Origin of the sequence: Leclercia adecarboxylata (assembly GCF_023639785.1) — a bacterium.
GTDB lineage: Bacteria > Pseudomonadota > Gammaproteobacteria > Enterobacterales > Enterobacteriaceae > Enterobacter > Enterobacter adecarboxylatus_D.
In genome coordinates this window covers 1443195-1462881 of record NZ_CP098325.1, presented here as the reverse complement: position 1 = coordinate 1462881, position 19687 = coordinate 1443195, and the positions used below count along the sequence as shown (strand labels likewise).

19 protein-coding genes are annotated in these 19687 nt (G+C 57.7%); 10 read left to right on the top strand and 9 right to left on the bottom strand.

Annotated features, from left to right (window positions below):
• Positions 1–195: 195 nt before the first annotated feature.
• Positions 196–732, top strand: coding sequence for a sterol desaturase family protein (locus NB069_RS06845; RefSeq protein ID WP_250588671.1), 537 nt, complete (start codon positions 196–198; stop codon positions 730–732).
• On the opposite strand, the gene crtB is transcribed toward NB069_RS06845, so the two are convergent.
• From crtB to NB069_RS06815, 6 genes are all read right to left on the bottom strand, one after another.
• The gene (gene crtB, locus NB069_RS06840) at positions 671–1597 is read right to left on the bottom strand and encodes a 15-cis-phytoene synthase CrtB (RefSeq protein WP_250588670.1); all 927 of its coding nucleotides are present in this window, start codon (positions 1595–1597) and stop codon (positions 671–673) included. The two genes, NB069_RS06845 and crtB, sit on opposite strands and share 62 nt — an antisense overlap.
• A complete protein-coding gene (locus NB069_RS06835; protein ID WP_250588669.1) occupies positions 1594–3072 on the bottom strand; it encodes a phytoene desaturase in 1479 nt (492 codons plus the stop codon). The genes crtB and NB069_RS06835 overlap by 4 nt, the downstream gene beginning before the upstream one ends.
• Positions 3065–4240 carry a lycopene beta-cyclase CrtY gene (gene crtY / locus NB069_RS06830; protein ID WP_250588668.1) on the bottom strand — a complete coding sequence of 392 codons (1176 nt, stop codon included), beginning with the start codon at positions 4238–4240 and terminating at the stop codon, positions 3065–3067. Before crtY ends, NB069_RS06835 begins: the two co-directional genes overlap by 8 nt.
• On the bottom strand, positions 4240–5268 hold the full coding sequence (gene fni / locus NB069_RS06825) for a type 2 isopentenyl-diphosphate Delta-isomerase (protein ID WP_250588667.1): 1029 nt from the start codon (positions 5266–5268) through the stop codon (positions 4240–4242). The genes crtY and fni overlap by 1 nt, the downstream gene beginning before the upstream one ends.
• A complete protein-coding gene (locus tag NB069_RS06820; protein ID WP_250588666.1) occupies positions 5265–6185 on the bottom strand; it encodes a polyprenyl synthetase family protein in 921 nt (306 codons plus the stop codon). The genes fni and NB069_RS06820 overlap by 4 nt, the downstream gene beginning before the upstream one ends.
• Before the next feature lie 210 nt (positions 6186–6395).
• Positions 6396–6968 (bottom strand): DUF2239 family protein, encoded by a 573-nt coding sequence (locus NB069_RS06815; protein ID WP_250588665.1) that lies wholly within the window; start codon positions 6966–6968, stop codon positions 6396–6398.
• A 526-nt stretch (positions 6969–7494) separates the two neighbouring features.
• On the opposite strand from NB069_RS06815, the gene NB069_RS06810 reads away from it, so the two are divergent.
• The 3 genes from NB069_RS06810 (at position 7495) to NB069_RS06800 (ending at position 11114) form a co-directional block, all read left to right on the top strand.
• The gene (locus NB069_RS06810) at positions 7495–8235 is read left to right on the top strand and encodes a hypothetical protein (RefSeq protein WP_250588664.1); all 741 of its coding nucleotides are present in this window, start codon (positions 7495–7497) and stop codon (positions 8233–8235) included.
• On the top strand, positions 8232–9908 hold the full coding sequence (locus NB069_RS06805; RefSeq protein ID WP_250588663.1) for a hypothetical protein: 1677 nt from the start codon (positions 8232–8234) through the stop codon (positions 9906–9908). Before NB069_RS06810 ends, NB069_RS06805 begins: the two co-directional genes overlap by 4 nt.
• A gap of 213 nt (positions 9909–10121) precedes the next feature.
• Positions 10122–11114: an acyltransferase family protein gene (locus NB069_RS06800; RefSeq protein WP_250588662.1), complete on the top strand. Its 993-nt coding sequence runs from the start codon at positions 10122–10124 to the stop codon at positions 11112–11114.
• Between the two features lie 43 nt (positions 11115–11157).
• Here NB069_RS06800 and NB069_RS06795 read toward each other — a convergent pair whose 3' ends face one another.
• Positions 11158–11709 carry a TetR/AcrR family transcriptional regulator gene (locus tag NB069_RS06795; protein ID WP_250588661.1) on the bottom strand — a complete coding sequence of 184 codons (552 nt, stop codon included), beginning with the start codon at positions 11707–11709 and terminating at the stop codon, positions 11158–11160.
• Positions 11710–11790: 81 nt separating this feature from the next.
• On the opposite strand from NB069_RS06795, the gene NB069_RS06790 reads away from it, so the two are divergent.
• Both NB069_RS06790 and NB069_RS06785 read left to right on the top strand, forming a co-directional pair.
• Positions 11791–13008 (top strand): MFS transporter, encoded by a 1218-nt coding sequence (locus NB069_RS06790; RefSeq protein ID WP_250588660.1) that lies wholly within the window; start codon positions 11791–11793, stop codon positions 13006–13008.
• Positions 12998–13810 carry a Cof-type HAD-IIB family hydrolase gene (locus NB069_RS06785; protein WP_250588659.1) on the top strand — a complete coding sequence of 271 codons (813 nt, stop codon included), beginning with the start codon at positions 12998–13000 and terminating at the stop codon, positions 13808–13810. The genes NB069_RS06790 and NB069_RS06785 overlap by 11 nt, the downstream gene beginning before the upstream one ends.
• 94 nt (positions 13811–13904) lie before the next feature.
• Here the strand turns inward: NB069_RS06785 and NB069_RS06780 are convergent, their stop codons facing one another.
• Positions 13905–15140 (bottom strand): MFS transporter, encoded by a 1236-nt coding sequence (locus NB069_RS06780; protein WP_250588658.1) that lies wholly within the window; start codon positions 15138–15140, stop codon positions 13905–13907.
• A 167-nt stretch (positions 15141–15307) separates the two neighbouring features.
• Here NB069_RS06780 and NB069_RS06775 point away from each other — a divergent pair, with 167 nt between their 5' ends.
• The 3 genes from NB069_RS06775 (at position 15308) to deoR (ending at position 17478) form a co-directional block, all read left to right on the top strand.
• The gene (locus NB069_RS06775) at positions 15308–16036 is read left to right on the top strand and encodes a phosphatase PAP2 family protein (RefSeq protein ID WP_250588657.1); all 729 of its coding nucleotides are present in this window, start codon (positions 15308–15310) and stop codon (positions 16034–16036) included.
• Positions 16037–16043: 7 nt separating this feature from the next.
• Positions 16044–16652 carry an undecaprenyl-diphosphate phosphatase gene (gene ybjG, locus NB069_RS06770; protein ID WP_250588656.1) on the top strand — a complete coding sequence of 203 codons (609 nt, stop codon included), beginning with the start codon at positions 16044–16046 and terminating at the stop codon, positions 16650–16652.
• A gap of 67 nt (positions 16653–16719) precedes the next feature.
• On the top strand, positions 16720–17478 hold the full coding sequence (gene deoR, locus NB069_RS06765) for a DNA-binding transcriptional repressor DeoR (RefSeq protein WP_250588655.1): 759 nt from the start codon (positions 16720–16722) through the stop codon (positions 17476–17478).
• Positions 17479–17598: 120 nt separating this feature from the next.
• Here the strand turns inward: deoR and dacC are convergent, their stop codons facing one another.
• A complete protein-coding gene (gene dacC / locus NB069_RS06760; RefSeq protein WP_250588654.1) occupies positions 17599–18804 on the bottom strand; it encodes a serine-type D-Ala-D-Ala carboxypeptidase in 1206 nt (401 codons plus the stop codon).
• Between the two features lie 256 nt (positions 18805–19060).
• Here dacC and NB069_RS06755 point away from each other — a divergent pair, with 256 nt between their 5' ends.
• On the top strand, positions 19061–19687 hold the full coding sequence (locus NB069_RS06755; protein WP_250588653.1) for a glutathione S-transferase family protein: 627 nt from the start codon (positions 19061–19063) through the stop codon (positions 19685–19687).

The following is a 19687-nucleotide window of genomic DNA, read 5'->3' as shown; positions in this document are numbered from 1 at the left end:
CTTTTCTTTGATGTCCCCAATTTGTGGAGCCCATCAACCCCGCCGTTTTGGTTCAAGGTTGATGGGTTTTTTGTTGCCTGAAATCCACTACATCAACATTCCCAACGTCCCTTCCCGCTTGCCTTCCCACCCTTTCTCCAATTAGGTGTTACGCTTAACTGTCAGCAAAATTCTCCCCGAGCCCAAGGAGCCCCAATGCTCGCGTTGTACAACACAGTGATCGTGCTTTTAACCGTTGCCGCCATGGAGTTAGTCGCTGCCTTTGCCCACAAGTACATCATGCACGGCTGGGGCTGGAGATGGCATGAATCGCATCACGAGCCGCGCACGGGCTGGTTTGAGGTTAACGACCTTTACGCCGTGGTGTTTGCCGCGCTGGCGATTGTGCTGATTGCGCTGGGAACCTGGGGTCTGTGGCCGCTGCAGTGGATTGGTGCCGGGATGACGGCTTACGGCGCGATCTATTTCATGGTGCATGATGGGCTGGTGCATCAGCGCTGGCCGTTTCGCTATATCCCGCGCAAGGGCTATCTTAAGCGCCTGTATCTGGCGCACCGTCTGCACCACGCGGTACGGGGCAAAGAGGACTGCGTCTCCTTTGGCTTTCTCTATGCCCCGCCGGTAGAAAAATTGCAGGCGACGTTACGCCAGCGCAAGGCGCGTCGTGCGGCTAACGAGGACGCTGCCAGAGCCCGGCCGGGCGCGGCGTCGGCGTCGCAAAACGAGAAGTAAGGGCCAGCCCGGCGCCTTTCAGCAGTAAGACTGCTTTCTCAACGTCGCGGGTCCCCTGCCGGGTATCCCAGGCACGGGCACCCGCCGCGCTTACCTTCACGCCAATTTCACGGTACACCCCGTGCGCCGAGGCAATCGCCCACGCGGATCGCAGGGGCAGCCCGGCCAGCCCTTGCCGGGCAGAGGCATAGTAAGGCTCGGCTTCTGCCACCAGCCGTTGGGCAATTCCCACAAGCGGCATGCGCATCTGTGGTGAGGCGATTGACTGCGGATCGATGTCTGCCTCGGCCAGCCACTGGGCAGGCAGATAACAGCGGCCAACCCGGGCATCCTCGACAATATCCCTGGCGATATTGGTCAGCTGAAACGCCAGGCCTAAATCACAGGCGCGATCGAGTACCGCTTCGTCGCGCACGCCCATCACCCTCGCCATCATCAGCCCAACCACGCCTGCTACGCGATAGCAGTATTGCAGGGTGTCGTCGAACGTCTCGTAATGCGTCTCCCGCACGTCCATGGCAAAGCCGTCGAGATGATCGTAAGCCAGCTGGAGCGGGATGTTATGGCCCAGCGCCACCTCCTGAAAGGCAGCAAAGGCGGGCTCATGCATCTCGCCCCCTTCCCAGGCGCGTCGGGTCTGGTTTTTGAGCATCTCCATGCGCTCTTCTGCCTGGGCCCTGTCGACAGGCGCGGCGTTAAACCCCAGCTCCTGCCCGTCAATCACGTCGTCGCAGTACCGGCACCAGGCATAGAGCATCAGCACGCTGCGACGGGTGGCCGGATCAAACAGCTTCGCCGCGGTGGCAAAACTTTTCGAGCCCACGGCGATGGTGTCGGTGGCATGCTCCATCAGGGTGGTGTTCATCGGGAGAGCGCCTCCAGCATCAGTCCTGCCGTCGCTTTTGCCGAGCCGATCACCCCGGGGATCCCGGCGCCCGGATGCGTACCGGCCCCCACCAGGTACAGATTGGGGATCTGGCTGTCGCGATTGTGCGGCCGGAACCAGGCGCTCTGGCGCAGGATCGGTTCGACGGAAAAGGCGGAACCCAGATGGGCGCCCAGCTGGTCGCGAAAATCAAATGGGGTGAACATGCGGTGGGTCACCAGTTGGCTGCGCAGCCCCGGCATGTAGTGGGCTTCGAGATAGTCAAAAATCCGGTCGCGCAGGCGCGGCCCCTCAACGGCCCAGTCGAGATCCGCCGTGCCTAAATGGGGCACCGGCGCTAAGACGTAATAGCTACCGCAGCCCGGCGGCGCCAGGGAGGGATCGGTGACGCAGGGGGCGTGCAGGTAGAGGGAAAAATCTTCCGCCAGGGCGTTTTTATTGAAAATTTCGTCGATAAGTTCTTTATAGCGCGGCCCGAAACAGACCGTGTGATGAGCCAGATCGTGCTGCTTGTTCAGGCCAAAATAGAGCACAAACAGGGAGTTACTCATGCGTTTGCGCTTAAGCGAGGCCGCGCGCGCCGCCCCCGTCGGGTGGTGCCCCAGCAGCTTCTCATAGGTATGCACCACGTCGGCATTGGAAGCCACCGCCGCGACCGGGATCGTCCGGCCATCTTTTAGCGTCACGGCGCTAATGCGATCCCCTGCCGCCTCCAGCCGGGTGACCTCTGCATTCAGCTGCAGTTCGCCGCCCAGATCCTGATAGAGCTTCACCATCCCCTGCACCAGCGCCCCGGTCCCGCCGCGGGCAAACCAGACGCCCCACTCACGCTCCAGGGCGTGGATCAGGGTATAAATCGACGAGGTGGCAAAGGGATTGCCCCCCACCAGCAGCGAATGGAAGGAAAACGCCTGGCGCAGCTGTTCGTTCTCGATAAAACGGGAGACCATGCTGTAGACGCTGCGCCAGGCCTGCAGGCGGGTAAGCTGCGGCCCGGCGCGGAGCATATCGCGAAATGAGAGGAACGGCACCGTGCCGAGTTTGAGATATCCCTCGTTAAACACCTCCCGGGAGTAGGCATGAAACTTGCGGTAGCCCTCCACGTCGCGCGGATTGAAACGACGGATCTGCTCTTCCAGCCGCGTCTGAACGTTGTCGTAATCAAACACCCCGCCCGTCTCCCAGCACAGGCGATAGAAAGGCGTTACCGGCAGCAGCTCGACGTAATCCGCCATGCGTCTGCCGGCCAGGGTGAATAACTCTTCGATGGCGCTGGGATCGGTTATGACCGTCGGTCCGGCGTCAAAGGTGAAGCCGTTATCGTGATAAACGTAGGCACGCCCGCCGGGCTTATCCCGCTGCTCCAGCAGGAGTGTGCTGATGCCCTGCGCCTGTAGCCGAATGGCCAGCGCTAATCCGCCAAAACCGGCGCCAATAATCACTGTTTTATTCATGGTGAAACGCTCGCATCCGGGGAGTGAGTTTCAGTATGGCGAGCATAGCCTCGCCGACGGGAACCGGGGGCTTACCTGCCAGGATCCGCGCTTTGTCGGCCAGGGTTATGTTCCGGGCGTAAAAGCGGGCAATCAGCCCCTCGTTAAGAGAGTAAAACCGCTGCATCACCTGCCAGCGCTTGTCGGCATCCCCCGCCAGGAACAGCATGCGGTTAAGGGAGCGGAAAAAGCGCTGCTCGCGCCACTGGCGCAGGGCGTAGCGATGGATAACGGAAAAAAGTGTCGCCGCGTCGATCGCCTCGCTTGCGGCAATGGCCTCCGCCAGCGCCACCGCATGGGGCAGTGAATAGCCGGTGGTGGCATGAAACAGCCCGGCGCGCAGGCCGCTGCACGGCTGCTTATCTTTAGCATGCCACCAGGCCGGGAAATCCCCCGCCAGCATAATCGGCAGATGGCCCTGCTCTTCACGGTTGAGGCGCTCCAGCACCCACCCCTGCTGACGGGCATAGTCGGCGATGTTTTGCCGGGCGACGTCCAGATCCAGACGGGCGGCATCAACGTAGTGGGTGTCCTCGATTAAGAGTTCAGTGGCGGAAAGCGGCAGCGTGTAGACAAAGCGATACCCGCCCTGCTGGTTGACCGTGGCGTCCATCAGGATCGGGCGCGTCAGGCCGTGAGGCTGACTCAGACGCCACTCTTGTCCGAGGAAGGACTGGCTGCCGGTATGAAGATGTTTTTCCGGCCTGTAGCCCCGGCCATCAATGACCGCCCGGGCCTGCAATGTTGTGCCGTCGGCCAGCGTCACCGACGTCGGGGTAACGCCGGTGATATGGGTCCGGGTGAGCAGGTTTTCGCCACAGATCCCGGCCAGGACATCGGCAAAACGCGCGGAGGTGATACTGAGATACTCCCCGGCAAGAGTGCGGTTGAGGCGGGGAAAGCGGACGTCGTACCCCTCCCAGCGATGAGCCACCAGCGGGGCCAGCCACTGATGCTGTTCCGGAGTGAGGTCGCCCTCATGAAATGACCAGGTGTGATTTCCCCCAGGCCAGCTGTCGGCCTCGAGGAGCAGTACGCGCAGCACGGGGCGCAGCTGCTGCAAACGTAAGGCAATCAGCCCGTTTGCCAGCCCGCCCCCCGCCAGAATAATGTCCCACGCGGGTGCCATCAGATTTGCGCCACCAGCGTGGCCTGACGCAGCTGCGCCAGGTTTGCGCTCCCGGTGCAGAAACAGGCGACGCGGAGCTGGTCGATAATCACCTGAAAATGGTCGATTACCGCCTCGCTGGAGGTTAACGCGCTGTGCAGGACGCCGGCCGCCTGGCCCACGACGCTTGCGCCCAGGCGGATCGCTTTGGCCGCCTCAATGCCATTGGCAATTCCGCCCGAGGCCACCAGCGGCATGTCGGGCAGCGCCTGATGCAGATCCTGCAACGCCGTCGCGGTTGGAATGCCCCAGTCGGCAAAAGCCATCGCCACTTCCCGGTCGTGGGCGGTGACGGCGCGTTCACCTTCGACTGCCGCCCAGCTGGTACCGCCCGCACCGGCAACGTCCAGCATTGCCACGCCTGCCGCAGCCAGCCTGCGGGCCACCGGCACCGAAATCCCGTTGCCCACCTCTTTGACCACTACCGGCACATGCAGCGCCTCCACGATGCGATGGATGGCGTCGATAACGCCGCACCAGTTGCGATCCCCACCGTGCTGCAACGCCTCCTGCAGCGGGTTGAGGTGGATAATCAGCGCATCCGCCGCCAGGGTTTCGACGGCGCGTTGGGCATAGTCGAGGCCTTGTCGCCCGGCAATTTGCGCCGCGCCAAGGTTAGCCATCAGCACGATGTCCGGAGCAAAGGCGCGCAGTTCCCGCGTCAGGCCGTGCCTGGCCTCGCTCTCAAGCGCCACGCGTTGGGAACCAACCCCCATCGCTAAACCCAGGGCCTGCGCGGCGGTGGCAAGATGCTGGTTGATCTGGCTTGCCCGGCGGGTGCCGCCGGTCATGGAGCTTATCAGCAGCGGTGCGTTCAGGGTGCGGCCGAACAGCGAGGTCGAGAGGTCAATTTCATCCAGATGCAGTTCAGGCAGTGCGCAGTGCCCGAAGCGCCATTTTTCAAAGCCGCTGGTACACTTTTTTGCGCCGGGCGTACTGTTCAGTACGATATCAAGATGATCGCTTTTACGTTGCGACAGGCTGCTCATTGACACTCCGGAAGGGATAACGACAGGCTCTGGCCGATCAGCATCAGCTGTTTTTCAAACCAGACGTGAACATAGTACCGGGTGGTGTTTCCCGGCTGACAGGCGGTCGCGATGTGCTGATCGGCGCTGCGGACATGCTCACGCAGGCGCAGGAACACGCTTTCGGCGCCGAGCACAGCGACCAGCGTCGATTTATCTTTATCCTGATGGGGATCTTTGCCGTTGGCGTTTGAGCCGTCCGTCAGGTCATCAATCAGCTGGAAAGCCTGGCCAAGATCGCGGGCGAAAAAGCGCAGGCGTTCGCTGACCGAAGGCGGGGCGTCGGCAGCAATGGCCGCCAGCTGGAGGGTGGCATTGAACAGACTGCTGGTTTTCAGCTCGTTGGTCAGGAGGATCTCATCGGCGTTTCGGCTCTGACGTCCCTCATTCAGATCGCGAAACTGGCCCTGCACCAGCCCCATATGCCCAACCGACGATGAAAGCTCGGCTGTCGCCCGGGCTTTGACCTCATGCGTCAGCGATGGCGAGCGCGCGATGACGCAAAAAGCGTGGCTGAGCAGCGCCACCGCCGCCAGGATCGCCACGTGTTCACCATACTGGTAGTGAATCGTCGGCCGCCCGCGTCGAAGCGTGGCGTTATCCATGCAGGGCATATCATCGAGGATCAGGGAGGCGACGTGGACCATCTCAATGGCGCAGGCCAGGTCGAGAAGGCCCGTTAAGTCGGTTTTATCGCCCATGTCCCGCGCCGCCAGCAGCAGCAACAGAGGGCGCATACGCTTGCCCGCGACCAGGGTGGCATCACGCATGGCGGCATAGACCTGCCCGTCCTGCTCTCCCGCAGGCAGAAGTTGTTCAAGACGTTGCTCAAACGCGGACAACAGCATTTTTACATCATCTTCATGACTAAGGGTCATAGTGGCTTCCCCGGTGTTTAGTGGCGACGTCCGCAGAAGAGGTAAAAAACGCTTGCCGCAGGTTGGTTTACAAAGCGTAGCGTATCCTTCTGCGTTTTGTTGCCTGCCGGAACAAGAGAAACCACCTATGAATTTTTATCACCTAAAAATCAATAAGATATAAATATAAACAGGTGTTAAATTGCACAGAAATTTACATTTGTAGAGATTTTAAGCGCCCGGCCCCTCCTCTTCTTTCCCAAAGGCTAACCGCAGCGCGTACTGGCGAAGATCCTGTGGCCATCCGGCAACACATGCCGTAAACGCCGCTTCATCGTCCGCAAACAGCGCGCGCATGCTGGCCTCATAGCCAGGCAGATCCCCCGCAATCTCATACATAAAGTGATAGGCGCGATCGTGCCGCTGGCGCGTGTTATCCACCGGTTTACCGGTTTTTCTTGCCTGATCGATAAGCCTGCGCAGCGTGGCAGAGGCCCCACCCGGCTGGGTGGCCAGCCACTCCCAGTGACGGGGTAACAAAGTCACCTCTTTCGCCGACACGCCCAGTTTTGGCCGCCCCCGGGATTTAACGGGGTTGCTTTCCGCCAGTTCCGGGTAAGCCGCCAGGGCGCTGGCAATATCTCCGTTAACGTGAATATCGAGGCGCTTTCCGCTGCGATCGTTAAAGATGAAAACGGTTTCACTCCCGATGTTAGCGGATTGTATCTGATGCAACAGTTCGCTCAGGCTACCGTGCGCGATTTGCTGGTTCCGCCAGAAGGCGGTCAGGGTAAGGGTAGGCATGTCTCACCTTTTTATCCGGGTAAAAAAAATAAAGTGTATAGCGAGATTTACCGCCCGTCAATTTTACCCGGATAAAATACCGTTCCACGCTGTCATGATAGGAAGAGCAAGGCAGTTAAATTTGGTTAATAAATAACGAGGATGGGCTGAAAAGTTAAGGCTAACGCACCTGGAAAATAATAGCGCTGATGGAACTCCCAATTACCTGAAATAAAATTTCGGTGTACAAATACTCGCCCGTTCTTTTATTTCAGGCCGAACGATCTCGCCGGAAGCTACCAGAATTGGAGATTGACGCACTCATTTAACATGTTAAATTTTTTGACGTTTTTCTCATGGACGAGCACCAGGTGATATCTGGCGCTGCGCACGGCCCTTTTTTCCTCCATCAGAATGCGTTTTCCTGGCTTATCTGCCCTTAAGAGAAATCTATAAAGCGGTCGCCGAAACCCTCCGTGGCAAATTATCCGTGCCCAACCGGTTACCTTGCCCATTAATACAATAACGAACATAACGGAAATAGTTGATGCGTATGTTACCCCACAACCTCACCCTACGTAGCTTGCTGGTGCTGGCCGTCATCATCGGGTTAAGCGGCTGCTCCGTCCGTTACGATAAAAACGGCAAAATTCTGTTCAATACCGATCTGGCGAGCGTACTGGGTAACGAAGTTGGCAAGTTCACCCTGGCAGAGGGTTCAACGGGGACGTTGAGGGAACTGAACGGTCGCTACAGCCTGAAATGGAGCAACCTGATGATTGAGCGCCCGCTGGAGGGCGTAAGCTGGGCGAGGATTATCAATCAGTATCACATCGAAGGGCATACGTTGCTGCTGCTGAAAGTAGCGACGCCGACCTGCCCGGCGCAGTATCGTCTGGTCGACCTGCAAAATACCCGTTCCCAGGAGTGGGCCTTCACGGGCGTGTGCGATGCAGGGCCGGACATTACCGCCAGCGCGGACAAACTGCAGCTCAATTTCCCCGCCGACAACCGTATCGAACAGTTCAGCTGGCAGCATGGCGAGGTCTACCATCGCCGCCTGCCGATCCAGAAAGCAAAAACGGTGCAGAGCAACACCCGCGGGCAGGCTAAAACGACCCACAAAGCTAAAGCGCAGCCCGTGGCGAAGCCGGTAAAACGTACGCCCACAAAAACGGTGGAACCCCTCCCGCCGAAAGTTGCTCAGCCAGAGCTGGACAATTCTGTGCCCACTGAGATCTATGCCCCGACGACAACCCGTCAGACCAGCCTGGAGCTTAAATCATGACCGGGCAGGTTCTGGAAAAGACCTGGCCGCAGGGCGGGATCAAGCGTTCACCCCTCCCCTGCTGGCAAAACTGGCTGGTAACGGGCATTACCCTCACCTATCTCATCTGTGAACTGGCGTTCAACTCCCGCCTTCTGGACCTGGTCGGCAGCGTCTCAACCGCTGAAGAAGTTCATAATATGGAACGCTACGGCCGGACCTTAACCGCCATAGCCGCCGCGCTGCTGGCGTTACAGTTCTCGCTTATGGGCCTTGTCCGGCTGAAGAAAAAAGGCAGCCAGCTGAGCGCAAAAGCCAGTACCGGCGCGGTGCTGCTGATCTGCCTGGTGACCGGTACCCTCACCTGGCATGCCGTGGAATGGGTGATTGAGCGTCAGGTATCCAGGAGCACGGGGGAATTTCGTCAGATGTCGCTCCTGGCGCAGCTCTACCAGCATGCGTTAATTGAAGGGCAGCAGACGCTGCAGGGTGTTCCTCTGGACAGTACAGGCAGCCAGGTGCAAACCTGGACCAGCCCTTCAGGAAAGGCATTTCTGGCAACGCTGCCGATCCTGTTGAGTGCCTCCGATCGCTACCGTAGTTTGCTGGAAAGCGGTATGGAGCAGAATTTACGCGACAACATCAGCGCCCGCGAGGGCGGCATTCTTGGCTATTACAAAGCCTGGCAGCACGCGCGTCAGGAGGTGTACAACCAGTTCACGGCCTATTACAACGACGAAATGGACATCAGCGAAACGGTGCGCCAGGAGCAGGCCAGAGCCTGGCAACGCTATGAGCGATCGCTTGAGGCGAAGCGGCTGAAAACCTGGAACGTCCCACGCCGTTACTACGCCAGCGTCCGCAAGCAGGTTCGCGGCCAGGGTGTGCCGGTGAGCGGTGACTGGATGCCGTCCGATCGTGCCGGTTTTAACGCCGCCGTGGCGAAAGCCGCCAGGCAGAAATATCTCGCTCAGCGGACCGTAGTCTATAAAGGTGTGACCATTCCTAAGCGCCTCAACTGGGGCGTCTTTTTCCGCCTGGACATGGTGCAGAAAGAGTTACGCCAGAAATTGCTGCTCCCGGACGGGACCCTGGTTCGCGAGGAGTACCCGCTTAACGATAAGCTCAAGCGTTTTGCCCTTGAGCTGCATGCCCCTCATCTCAATGAGGCCGTAAAGCAACAGCTACCTGAGCTGCGCGCGGCGGCAACAAGCTACAGCCCGGGTGGCGCAAATGAAAAGCTGGGGGAAGATGCAGCCCGTGCGGTGATTGTGCCGCCAGTTGCGCTGATTTTCTCTCTGGTGGGCGCCCTTACCCATCTGGCAAAACTACTCTATTTACTGTTGGTCCCCCTGACGGCGGCGATATTGACCCGGCGCCCCTCGCGCACCCTGTTCTTTATCAATCATCATCCTCTGGTATTCCCGGTGGGGTTGATTGCCGTCCTGCTGGTGACGTTCAGCGTCATTAATAACGACATCACACAATCTCAGGCTTACCAAAACTTAAAAGACGGATTAGCAGGGGCCAGGATTTCGATTACCGATGAACCTCTGCACCTGAGCGCAGGGACGGTGTTGCGCATTGTTCACGCGGTCAGCATCGGACAAAGCTATAGCTATCCGATGAATCAGTTCCTGCGAGAAAACGTGCTGTGGGGGTTTGATTTCGGTTATACCAGGGGGGAAGAGTAAGGTCAGGGCGGGGAGCTCCCCGCAACTAAAATGATTTTAACTGCACATATCAAAAGAACTTTTCCATTCCCGGTATTCAGGATGAATGATAGACTTACGATGCAGTTAACTTATAAGTTTCATATAAATCCTGCCATTCACGATACTGTTTTTATTCAAGGCTGATAAATGAATTTGTCTACTATTAAACCCAGATATGACTGGGTAGATGCCATGAAGTTCTTAGGGATATCGGCAATATATTTAGGGCATTTAGGGACTTACGCAGGAAAACTTTATCCTTTTGTCTTTAGTTTTCATGTGCCACTGTTTTTCTTCGCGGCCGGATTCTTTGCAGCCCATAAAGCGAAATCAAATTTCGTCCAGTTTACGATCAATAAAGCCAGGCGACTGCTCCTGCCCTACTTTGCTTTTGCCTTTATGACATTGCTGATAACCGGGTTGGGATCGGGCAGTGGTATTGAAGGATTAAAAGGAAGCGTCATTGAGATTATCTTTGGCATCCGAAACGCCCCCGCGGTCGGCAGCCTTTGGTTTATTAATTGTCTGTTCACTATTTTTATCATCGACTTTATCTTTTCGAGAATCACGACAAACCCTGTCGTGCTGCTCATCCTGTCGTTGATTGCCTATGTGTTATCACAAACTGTATTAGGGCATAACCCTTTGGTTGATCCCAAATGGATTTTTAACGTTGACTCCGCGTTAGCGTACTGGTGGTCACTTGCCGCCGGGAGATGCTTGTTCAGCACGCTGCAGAACAGTAAGGCATTTTCCAAATCCGTTCCCGGTGCGGTCTTATTTGCCGTTTTGGGGTTGATCACTGCGTATCAATTGTTCAATTCAAGTTCACTGCTCTTAGCTGTTTTACAGAAAATTCAGCCTTCGCTTGCAGGTTATGCGGCTGTTGGCATGTTTAATAACATCTTCACAACGCTGTGTTTAATACTGACCTGCGTGTTTGTTGCAAAAGCGATTTGTGAATCAAAGTATGTTATTAACGTCGGGAAAAATACGTTAAACATTTGCGGCCTCGAATATATAGTTAAATCGCTGATTCCTTTATTCATCGGCTTACTGGGACTGCAATTTACTATTCCAAACCCGCTGGCGGCTGTTATTTATACCTGCATCTGCATCTACGTCGCGCATAAAATTGGCGTATGGCTGTCGGACATTATCCGCGGTCCGTTCCTCATTAAATAAATCAGGCCCGTCATGTACCCTGGCAGGGTACATGACGGCGCTTTCAGACTGCACTCTCCCCTGCGATCCTTCCTACCATTGCTCTTAGCTCTTCCCGCGATAATGGCTGTCTGTCAGTCACAAAATGAAGCGTCATTCCTTCGATAAAGGCATCCAGCGCGCGGGCGGTCACCGGATCGAACCACTGCTCCAGCACGGTCTGGCTGGTCTTCATCCAGTCCTGCATCACGGTTTTTAACGACGGGCTGCGGTTCATAAAGGCGTACAGCTGGTACATAAGCTCCATATTGTGCGGCGTGGTGACTTCAGAGCTGTAAATCAGCGTGGTGATGGAATCACAGGCCATTTCCGGGCCCGTTACGCCGGCAAAAAACTCGCGGTACTGCACCGACATCTGCTGCGTGAACCAGGTGAAGGCCTCTTCGAGCAGCGCCTCCATGCCGGCAAAATAGTAGGTCATCGACCCCAGCGGCACCCCGGCGCAGCTGGCGATTTTGCGGTGGGTGACGGCGTTCAGGCCGTGTTCGGCTATGGTGTCCAGGGTGGCCTGCAGGATCCTCTCCCGCCGTTGCGGATCGTTGGGTCGTCTGTTCATTTTTACCTCAGCGAATTTATGTACAAATGTACACAAACTTGCTAGTGTTGTCTCCTGTGTTGTCCCTCTGGTACAGAAATCATGACCGTCATCTCATCGCGCAAAATTCTGCAACGCCGCCTGTGGGCGCTGTTTATGTTCTTCTTTATTCCCGGCCTGTTAATGGCCTCCTGGGCCACGCGCACCCCCGCTATCCGCGACATTTTGTCGGTCTCAACGGCGGAAATGGGCATCGTATTATTTGGCCTGTCGATAGGCTCGATGAGCGGCATCCTCTGTTCCGCCTGGCTGGTTAAGCGCTTCGGCACGCGAACAGTGATCCGCACCACCATGTGCTGCGCGATTGTCGGTATGATGATGCTCAGCGTTGCGCTGTGGTTCGCCTCGCCGCTGGCGTTTGCTCTCGGGCTCACCGTCTTCGGCGGCAGCTTTGGCGCAGCAGAGGTGGCGATTAACGTTGAAGGCGCCACCATTGAGCGCGAGATGAATAAAACCGTGCTGCCAATGATGCACGGTTTTTACAGCCTCGGCACGCTGGCTGGCGCAGGCGTCGGCATGGCGCTGACCGCCTCCGGCATCGCCGCGAATCTGCATATTTTGCTGGCGGCGCTGGTCTGTATCGCCCCGGTTCTGCTGGGGATCACCGCCATCCCGGACGGCAACGGCAAAAACCAGGCGGGCGAGAGCAAAAGCGGTGAGAAGGGGCTGCCGTTTTATCGCGATATGCAGCTGATGCTGATAGGCGTGGTGGTGCTGGCGATGGCCTTTGCTGAGGGGTCCGCAAACGACTGGCTGCCGCTGCTGATGGTGGACGGTCACGGATTCAGCCCCACCTCCGGCTCACTGATTTACGCCGGGTTTACCCTGGGCATGACCGTCGGCCGCTTTACCGGCGGCTGGTTTATCGATCGTTACAGCCGCGTGACGGTGGTGCGCGCCAGCGCCCTGCTCGGCGGGCTGGGCATTGCGTTAATTATTTTTGTCGATGTCGACTGGATTGCGGGGGTGTCGGTGATCCTGTGGGGGCTTGGCGCCTCGCTCGGCTTCCCGCTCACCATTTCGGCGGCCAGCGATACCGGCCCGGATGCCCCGACCCGCGTCAGCGTGGTCGCCACCACCGGCTATCTCGCCTTCCTGGTGGGCCCGCCGCTGCTGGGCTTCCTCGGCGAACACTATGGCTTGCGCAGCGCGATGATGGTGGTACTGGGATTAGTGATGATTGCCGCCCTGGTTGCCCGGGCGGTCGCCAAACCGGCAGCACAGGCTGGATCTGTCATGGAGAATGGATATGAGCGTTAAAATGATTGCGGTTGATATGGATGGCACCTTCCTGAGCGATGCGAAGGAGTACAATCGCCCGCGCTTTCTGCGCCAGTATGCGCAGATGAAGGAACAGGGTATTCGGTTTGTGGTTGCCAGCGGCAACCAGTATTACCAGCTGATCTCCTTTTTCCCGGAGATAGCCGATGAGATCGCCTTTGTCGCCGAAAACGGCGGCTGGGTAGTGAACGCCGGGGAAGATGTCTACAACGGCGAGTTAACCCAGGCGCAGTTCGCCACCGTGGCGGAGTTTCTCTGCTCCATCCCCGAAGTGGAAGTGATCGCCTGCGGCAAAGGCAGCGCCTATACCCTCAAGCACTATGGCGAAGATTTTCACGATATGGCTGCGAAGTATTATCACCGTCTGGAAAAGGTGGATAACTTCGACAATTTCAACGACATCTTCTTTAAGTTCGGGCTCAATCTGCCGGACGAAGAGATCCCGCGTATTCAGGAAATGATCCACCAGAAGCTGAGCGATATTATGGTGCCGGTCACCACCGGGCACGGCAACATCGACCTGATCCTGCCGGGTATTCACAAGGCCAACGGCCTGCGTCTGCTTCAGGAGCTGTGGGGCATTGACGACAGCGAAGTGGTCGCCTTTGGCGACAGCGGTAACGACGTGGAGATGCTGAGCCAGGCCGGATTCGGCTTTGCCATGGCCAACGCCCGGGAGCACATCAAAGCGGTCGCCCGCTATGAAGCGCCGCACAATAACGAGGAAGGGGTGCTGGAGGTTATCGACCGCGTCCTGAACCGCGAGGCGCCGTTCAACTAAGGTCATGCCCGGCGGCGCTGCGCTTGCGCGGGCCTAGGGTTTTCCAGGCCGGGTAAGCGAAGCGCCACCCGGCAAAAGCGGGCACCCTGCCCGCTTACTCCGGCTGTAACGAACTTCCCACCCGCTTATCTTTCAGGAACACAAACATCAGCGCCAGCCACAGCAGGCCGTTTGCCAGGTTAAACAGGCTGAACAGCCCGTTGCCGCCGCTGCTGAAGGCGTGCTTGCTCACTTCGATACCCACGGTGAAGATCAGCATCTGCAGCATGCCCATCGCCGCCGATACCGTCCCTTTGCTCACCTCGCTGGCGAACAGCGTCAGGCGCACCAGCCCGGCATTCGCCAGCCCAATGCCAAACGCGTAGATGCTCAGCCCGGCGGTCATCCACAGATACGCGTGCGAAGACACCACCGTCGCCACCGCGGCCACCACCAGCCCAATGACGATGGGCCAGCCGCCCATGATGATCAGCGAGCGCACGGTACGACGCGAGGTCAGGCGGGCCAGCACGATGTTACCCACAATCAGCGCGCCAAAAATCGGCACCTGCAGCAGGCCATACTCGTAGCTGCTGAGATGTTCCCCGCTAATGATGATCACCGGCGACTGGGCGATCCACGCCAGAAGCGGCAGGCAGACAAAGCCAATTGCCAGCGATCCCGCCACGAAGCGGACATTTTTCAGCACGTCTTTATAGTCACGCCCCAGCTCCTGCAATGAGAGCTTCTCGCCGATACGGGTGGCGGTTTCCGGCATCGCCCGGTGCAGGCCGTAAAAAGAGATGGCCGCCAGCGCCGCAAACAGCACAAACATCCCCTCCCAGGGGGCGACGTGTACCCAGGCCGCTCCCACCAGCGGGCCCAGCAGGGGTGCAATCAGCGCCACGTTAGCCATCAGGGCGGTGATTTTGATGCACACCGCCTCCTCAAACGACTCCTGGATGGCGGCATACCCGACCGCGCCAATAAAGCACAGGCTGACCCCCTGCAAAAACCGCAGCACCATAAACTGCTCGATGGTTTGCGCCAGCAGGGTCGCCAGGCAGGTGACGATAAACCACGCCACCCCGGTGAGCATCACCGGACGACGGCCAATACGATCCGACAGCGGCCCGAGCAGCCACTGTAAAAACATCCCCCCCGCCAGATAGGCTGTCATGGAGGTGGGAACCCACTCGATCCCGGCGTTGTACTGCTCCACCACCGCCAGCATGCCGGGCTGGATCATATCGTTTCCGATATAGGTGGAGAATTCGTAAAGCACCAGACACAGGGGGAACAACAACGCCTGACGCCCCAGGCGAGTGCCAGAAGAAGAACGGTTTAACATGGAGTCTCAATATCCGATAAAAAATCGCGCAGAGTGTAATGAAATGGCCGCGTCAGAGATAGCAGATTCACGCAGCAACTCAGAAATAAGGCACAAATCGCCGTCGTTTAAGGTTTCCTTAAGTTGGCATCCGTATGCTTGCACTTTTCCAGTCATTGACCCTAATTATGACACAGATTTCCTCCGCTTCAGAATTGTCTAAGTTAAAGAGTTCTAAGACAAAACCCCTTTACCGCTTGCCGGTACGTTTTTATGGTTATCAGCTTATTGTGCTGCTGGTTCTGGCCGGGGTTTTTACCTGGCTTTCGCGGGCTGAGACCCTCGACCGGATGCTGACGGGCTACTGGTATGACGCGGCGACTCAGCACTTTCCGCTGCAGCAGAATGCGCTGCTGGACCTGCTTAATCATCGACTGGCGAAATACCTGACCATTGCCCTGGCGGCGGTGACCCTCCTTTACGGTGCGTACCGGCGCAACGCCCAATGGGTGACGGGGGCATTGCTGATGGGGCTGGGCACGGCGGTGGTTGGCATAATGAAAGCCATCAGCCATCACAGCTGTCCCTGGGATCTGGTGGAGTACGGCGGCAAAGCGCTGTCGTATCCCCTGTTTGGTACTGCCCCCGTCGGCAGTGGTCCTGGGCGCTGTTTTCCGGGCGGACATGCCTCAAGCGGCTTTATGGTGATGGGGCTGTTCTTTACCTTCTGGCACGAGCGGCCACGACTGGCATGGGCGATGGTGGCAGCGGGTATTCTGCTCGGGCTGGCCATGGGCTATGGCCAGGTGATGCGCGGCGCACATTTCTTCTCCCATAACCTGTGGGCAGGCTGGTGGGTGTGGTTTTCACAGGTGGTGGCCTACGGGCTTGTTTCCGCCTGGTTTGCAAAAGAGTGACGAGGGTATGTTAGAAAATCTGAACTACGGACTGTTTGAACTGATTAACGCCACACCTGCTTCACCGGCGTGGAGCATCAAGCTCGCCACCTTTGTGGCGAAAGATCTGATTAGCATCGTGCCGGCGCTGATTGCCATCCTCTGGCTGTGGGGGCCGCGCAGGCAGGTGGGTGCCCAGCGTCAGCTGGTGATTAAAATCGCTATGGCGCTGCTGATTAGCCTGGCGGCGTCGTGGCTGCTGGGACACCTCTTCCCGCATGACCGCCCCTTTGTCGATCGTGTCGGCTATAACTTCCTGCATCATGCCGCTGACGACTCCTTCCCGAGCGACCACGGCACCGTCATCTTCACCTTTGCGCTGGCGTTCCTGTTCTGGCATCGCGTCTGGTCCGGCATCGTCCTGATGATGGTGGCCTGCGCCATCGCCTGGTCCCGCGTCTACCTTGGCGTGCACTGGCCGATGGACATGCTGGGCGGGCTGATGGTCGGCATGCTGGGCTGCCTGAGCGCGCAGATCCTGTGGAGTCTCTGCGGTGACGTTATCTATCAACGCCTCTCACGGCTGCACCGGTTCTGCTTTGCCCTGCCGATCCGCAAAGGCTGGATACGTGACTAATTCGGGTTTAGCGAGTTAAACTTGAGCCCCCGGCGTAACGGGGGTTAATTTTTGGCTCCGAGGACCTATGGAAACACGACGTGACGAACGGCTGGCTCAACTGATTAATGCGCTCAAGCGCAGCGACAAATTGCACCTGAAAGAAGCCGCCGCGCTGCTGGGTGTCTCCGAGATGACCATTCGTCGCGATCTCAATAGCGAAAGTGGCCCTGTGGTGCTGCTGGGCGGCTATATCGTCCTCGAGCCCCGCAGCGCCAGCCACTATTTGCTGAGCGATCAAAAAACCCGCCTGGTGGAAGAGAAGCGCAAAGCCGCGCGTCTGGCCGCCTCGCTGGTGCAACCTCACCAGACGCTGTTTTTCGATTGCGGCACCACCACGCCCTGGATCATCGAAGCCATTGATAACGACCTGCCCTTTACCGGCGTCTGCTACTCCCTGAACACCTTTCTTGCCTTACAGGAAAAACCCGCGTGCCGGGTGATCCTCTGCGGCGGCGAATTCCACGCCAGCAATGCGATTTTCAAACCGCTGAATCTGCAGGACACGCTGAATAATCTGTGCCCGGATATCGCTTTTTACTCCGCGGCGGGCGTGCATGTCCGTCAGGGAGCGACCTGCTTTAATCTGGACGAGCTGCCGGTAAAACAGTGGGCGATGAACATGGCCCAGTACCATGTGCTGGTGGTGGATCATAGCAAGATTGGCAAAGTGCGCCCGGCACGGATGGGCGAACTGACCTGCTTTGATGCCCTCGTGAGCAACTGCCGTCCGGATGAGGAAATGGTAGCTTACGCGAAGGCGCAGCAGATTAAACTGATGTACTGAGTGCGGTTAGTGCCCGGCGGCGCTGCGCTTGCACGGGCCTACGATATCGTGCGGTTTATTGGCCGGCGCACGGTTTTGTAGGCCGGGTAAGGCGAAGCCGCCACCCGGCGATGTTTTCAACTACTTAAACCAGCCGCCAAACCATTCGTGGAATTTCATCATTACGTAATCCCACATCCGGCCGAAGAAGCCGCCCTCTTCCACCGCTTCCATCACCACCAGCGGACGCTGCTCGATGGATTTGCCGTTCAGCTGGAAGTCGATGGTGCCCACCACCTGGCCTTTTTTCAGCGGAGCAGTGAGCTGTTTGTCGGTAAGCGTGTAGCTGGCTTTCAGGTTTTTAAGCTGGCCGCGCGGAATGGTGACAGAGCCGCTCTCCCCGGCGCCGAGATTAACTTCGCTCTTGTCGCCAAACCAGACGCGCTGGCTGACAAAGGTCGCATCCGGCTTAATCGGCGTGACGGTTTCGAAGAAGCGGAAGCCCCAGGTCAGCAGTTTTTCCGACTCGTTAAAGCGGATGCGGTCGGTTTTGGTGCCCAGCACCACCGAGATCAGACGCATATCGCCCTGGGTCGCCGAGGCCACGAGGTTATACCCTGCTCCCGCCGTGGTCCCGGTTTTCATGCCGTCGACGTTAACGTTGCTGCTCCAGAGCAGACGGTTACGGTTCGGCTGGCGGATCTTATTGAAGGTGAACTCTTTCTCTTTATGGATCGCATACTCTTCCGGCACGTCATGAATCAGCGCCTTACCAAGCAGCGCCATATCGCGGGCGGTACTGAACTGGCCCGGCGCATCCAGGCCGTGAACCGTTTTAAAGGTGGTGTTGGTGAGGCCTAATTTTTGCGCATATCCATTCATCAGACCAATAAAGGAATCCTGACTGCCGGCCACATAATCGGCCAGCGCGATGCAGGCATCATTTCCCGACTGAATGATTACCCCTTTGTTCAGGTCGGAAACCGCCACCTGATCGCCGGGCTTGAGGAACATCACCGAGGAGCCGCGCAGCGCCGGGTTGCCGGTCGCCCAGGCGTCTTTACCGATGGTCACCATGTCGGTGAGCTTGATTTTTCCCGCTTTGAGCGCCTGCCCTACCACGTAGCTGGTCATGATTTTTGTCAGGCTTGCAGGGTCGAGTTTCTCGTCCGCATTGCCTTCGGCCAGCACTTTGCCGCTGGCGTAGTCCATCAGGATCCAGGCGCGCGCATCAACCGGCGGAGCCTCGGGGGCCGCCTGTTCCGCTGCGTACAGCGAAGGTGCAAAAAGGACCAGCAGCGCAGAACCCGCCACCAGACCGCGTAAAGAAGAAGTTTTTCGCATCATGTTGCCACCCGAATGTCCATTCCAAAAATCACGTCACACTACCGTGCCGTAAGAAGCGATGAGTAATAACGTACTAAAGCCTTAAAAAAAACCCAATCCTCGTAAAGTTTTTAAAGTTTAAGCAATAACAACCCGATACGCTTTGACCGCATCGATTTTTTTCGCCTCTGTTGCGTATTTGTTGGGTTTATCTCACCATGTGAAGCCAGACACGCGGATGTCATCTTGATATCGGCTTTAATTATAAGGGGTTATTATGATTACGCTGTGGGGCAGGAACAATTCGACCAACGTCAAAAAGGTGCTCTGGACGCTGGAAGAGCTCGATTTACCCTTTAATCAGATCATGGCGGGACTGGAGTACGGGGTGAATAAAGACGCAGAGTATCTGGCGATGAACCCCAATGGCCTGGTCCCGCTGCTGCGGGATGACGAAACTGACCTGACGCTGTGGGAATCCAACGCCATCGTACGCTACCTCGCCGCGCAGTACGGCCAGAACCGTCTGTGGATCGATGCCCCCGCGAAGCGTGCCGTTGGCGAAAAATGGATGGAATGGGCCAACCAGACGCTCTCGCCTGTCCACCGGGTGATCCTGATGGGACTGGTGAGAACCCCGGAAGCCGAGCGTGACTACCCGGCCATTAATGCCGCAAAACAGAGCTGCGAATCCCTGCTCGCTATGCTGGATGAGGCGCTTGCGACGCAGCCGTGGCTGTCGGGAGACGACTTTGGCGTGGGCGACATCGCCGTCGCGCCCTTTGTCTGGAACCTCACCAACGTTGGTCTGGAATGGACTTCGCGTCCGCATCTTGAGCGCTGGATGGCTAAGCTGAGCGAGCGTCCGGCCTATCGCAACGTGGTGATGATCCCGGTCACCTGA

Excerpts from the sequence above, each read along its gene's own strand:
- NB069_RS06845 (WP_250588671.1), top strand. The coding sequence starts at position 196 with ATGCTCGCGTTGTACAACACAGTGATCGTGCTTTTAACCGTTGCCGCC.
- crtB (WP_250588670.1), bottom strand. The coding sequence starts at position 1,597 with ATGAACACCACCCTGATGGAGCATGCCACCGACACCATCGCCGTGGGC.
- NB069_RS06835 (WP_250588669.1), bottom strand. The coding sequence starts at position 3,072 with ATGAATAAAACAGTGATTATTGGCGCCGGTTTTGGCGGATTAGCGCTG.
- crtY (WP_250588668.1), bottom strand. The coding sequence starts at position 4,240 with ATGGCACCCGCGTGGGACATTATTCTGGCGGGGGGCGGGCTGGCAAAC.
- fni (WP_250588667.1), bottom strand. The coding sequence starts at position 5,268 with ATGAGCAGCCTGTCGCAACGTAAAAGCGATCATCTTGATATCGTACTG.
- NB069_RS06820 (WP_250588666.1), bottom strand. The coding sequence starts at position 6,185 with ATGACCCTTAGTCATGAAGATGATGTAAAAATGCTGTTGTCCGCGTTT.
- NB069_RS06815 (WP_250588665.1), bottom strand. The coding sequence starts at position 6,968 with ATGCCTACCCTTACCCTGACCGCCTTCTGGCGGAACCAGCAAATCGCG.
- NB069_RS06810 (WP_250588664.1), top strand. The coding sequence starts at position 7,495 with ATGCGTATGTTACCCCACAACCTCACCCTACGTAGCTTGCTGGTGCTG.
- NB069_RS06805 (WP_250588663.1), top strand. The coding sequence starts at position 8,232 with ATGACCGGGCAGGTTCTGGAAAAGACCTGGCCGCAGGGCGGGATCAAG.
- NB069_RS06800 (WP_250588662.1), top strand. The coding sequence starts at position 10,122 with ATGAAGTTCTTAGGGATATCGGCAATATATTTAGGGCATTTAGGGACT.
- NB069_RS06795 (WP_250588661.1), bottom strand. The coding sequence starts at position 11,709 with ATGAACAGACGACCCAACGATCCGCAACGGCGGGAGAGGATCCTGCAG.
- NB069_RS06790 (WP_250588660.1), top strand. The coding sequence starts at position 11,791 with ATGACCGTCATCTCATCGCGCAAAATTCTGCAACGCCGCCTGTGGGCG.
- NB069_RS06785 (WP_250588659.1), top strand. The coding sequence starts at position 12,998 with ATGAGCGTTAAAATGATTGCGGTTGATATGGATGGCACCTTCCTGAGC.
- NB069_RS06780 (WP_250588658.1), bottom strand. The coding sequence starts at position 15,140 with ATGTTAAACCGTTCTTCTTCTGGCACTCGCCTGGGGCGTCAGGCGTTG.
- NB069_RS06775 (WP_250588657.1), top strand. The coding sequence starts at position 15,308 with ATGACACAGATTTCCTCCGCTTCAGAATTGTCTAAGTTAAAGAGTTCT.
- ybjG (WP_250588656.1), top strand. The coding sequence starts at position 16,044 with ATGTTAGAAAATCTGAACTACGGACTGTTTGAACTGATTAACGCCACA.
- deoR (WP_250588655.1), top strand. The coding sequence starts at position 16,720 with ATGGAAACACGACGTGACGAACGGCTGGCTCAACTGATTAATGCGCTC.
- dacC (WP_250588654.1), bottom strand. The coding sequence starts at position 18,804 with ATGATGCGAAAAACTTCTTCTTTACGCGGTCTGGTGGCGGGTTCTGCG.
- NB069_RS06755 (WP_250588653.1), top strand. The coding sequence starts at position 19,061 with ATGATTACGCTGTGGGGCAGGAACAATTCGACCAACGTCAAAAAGGTG.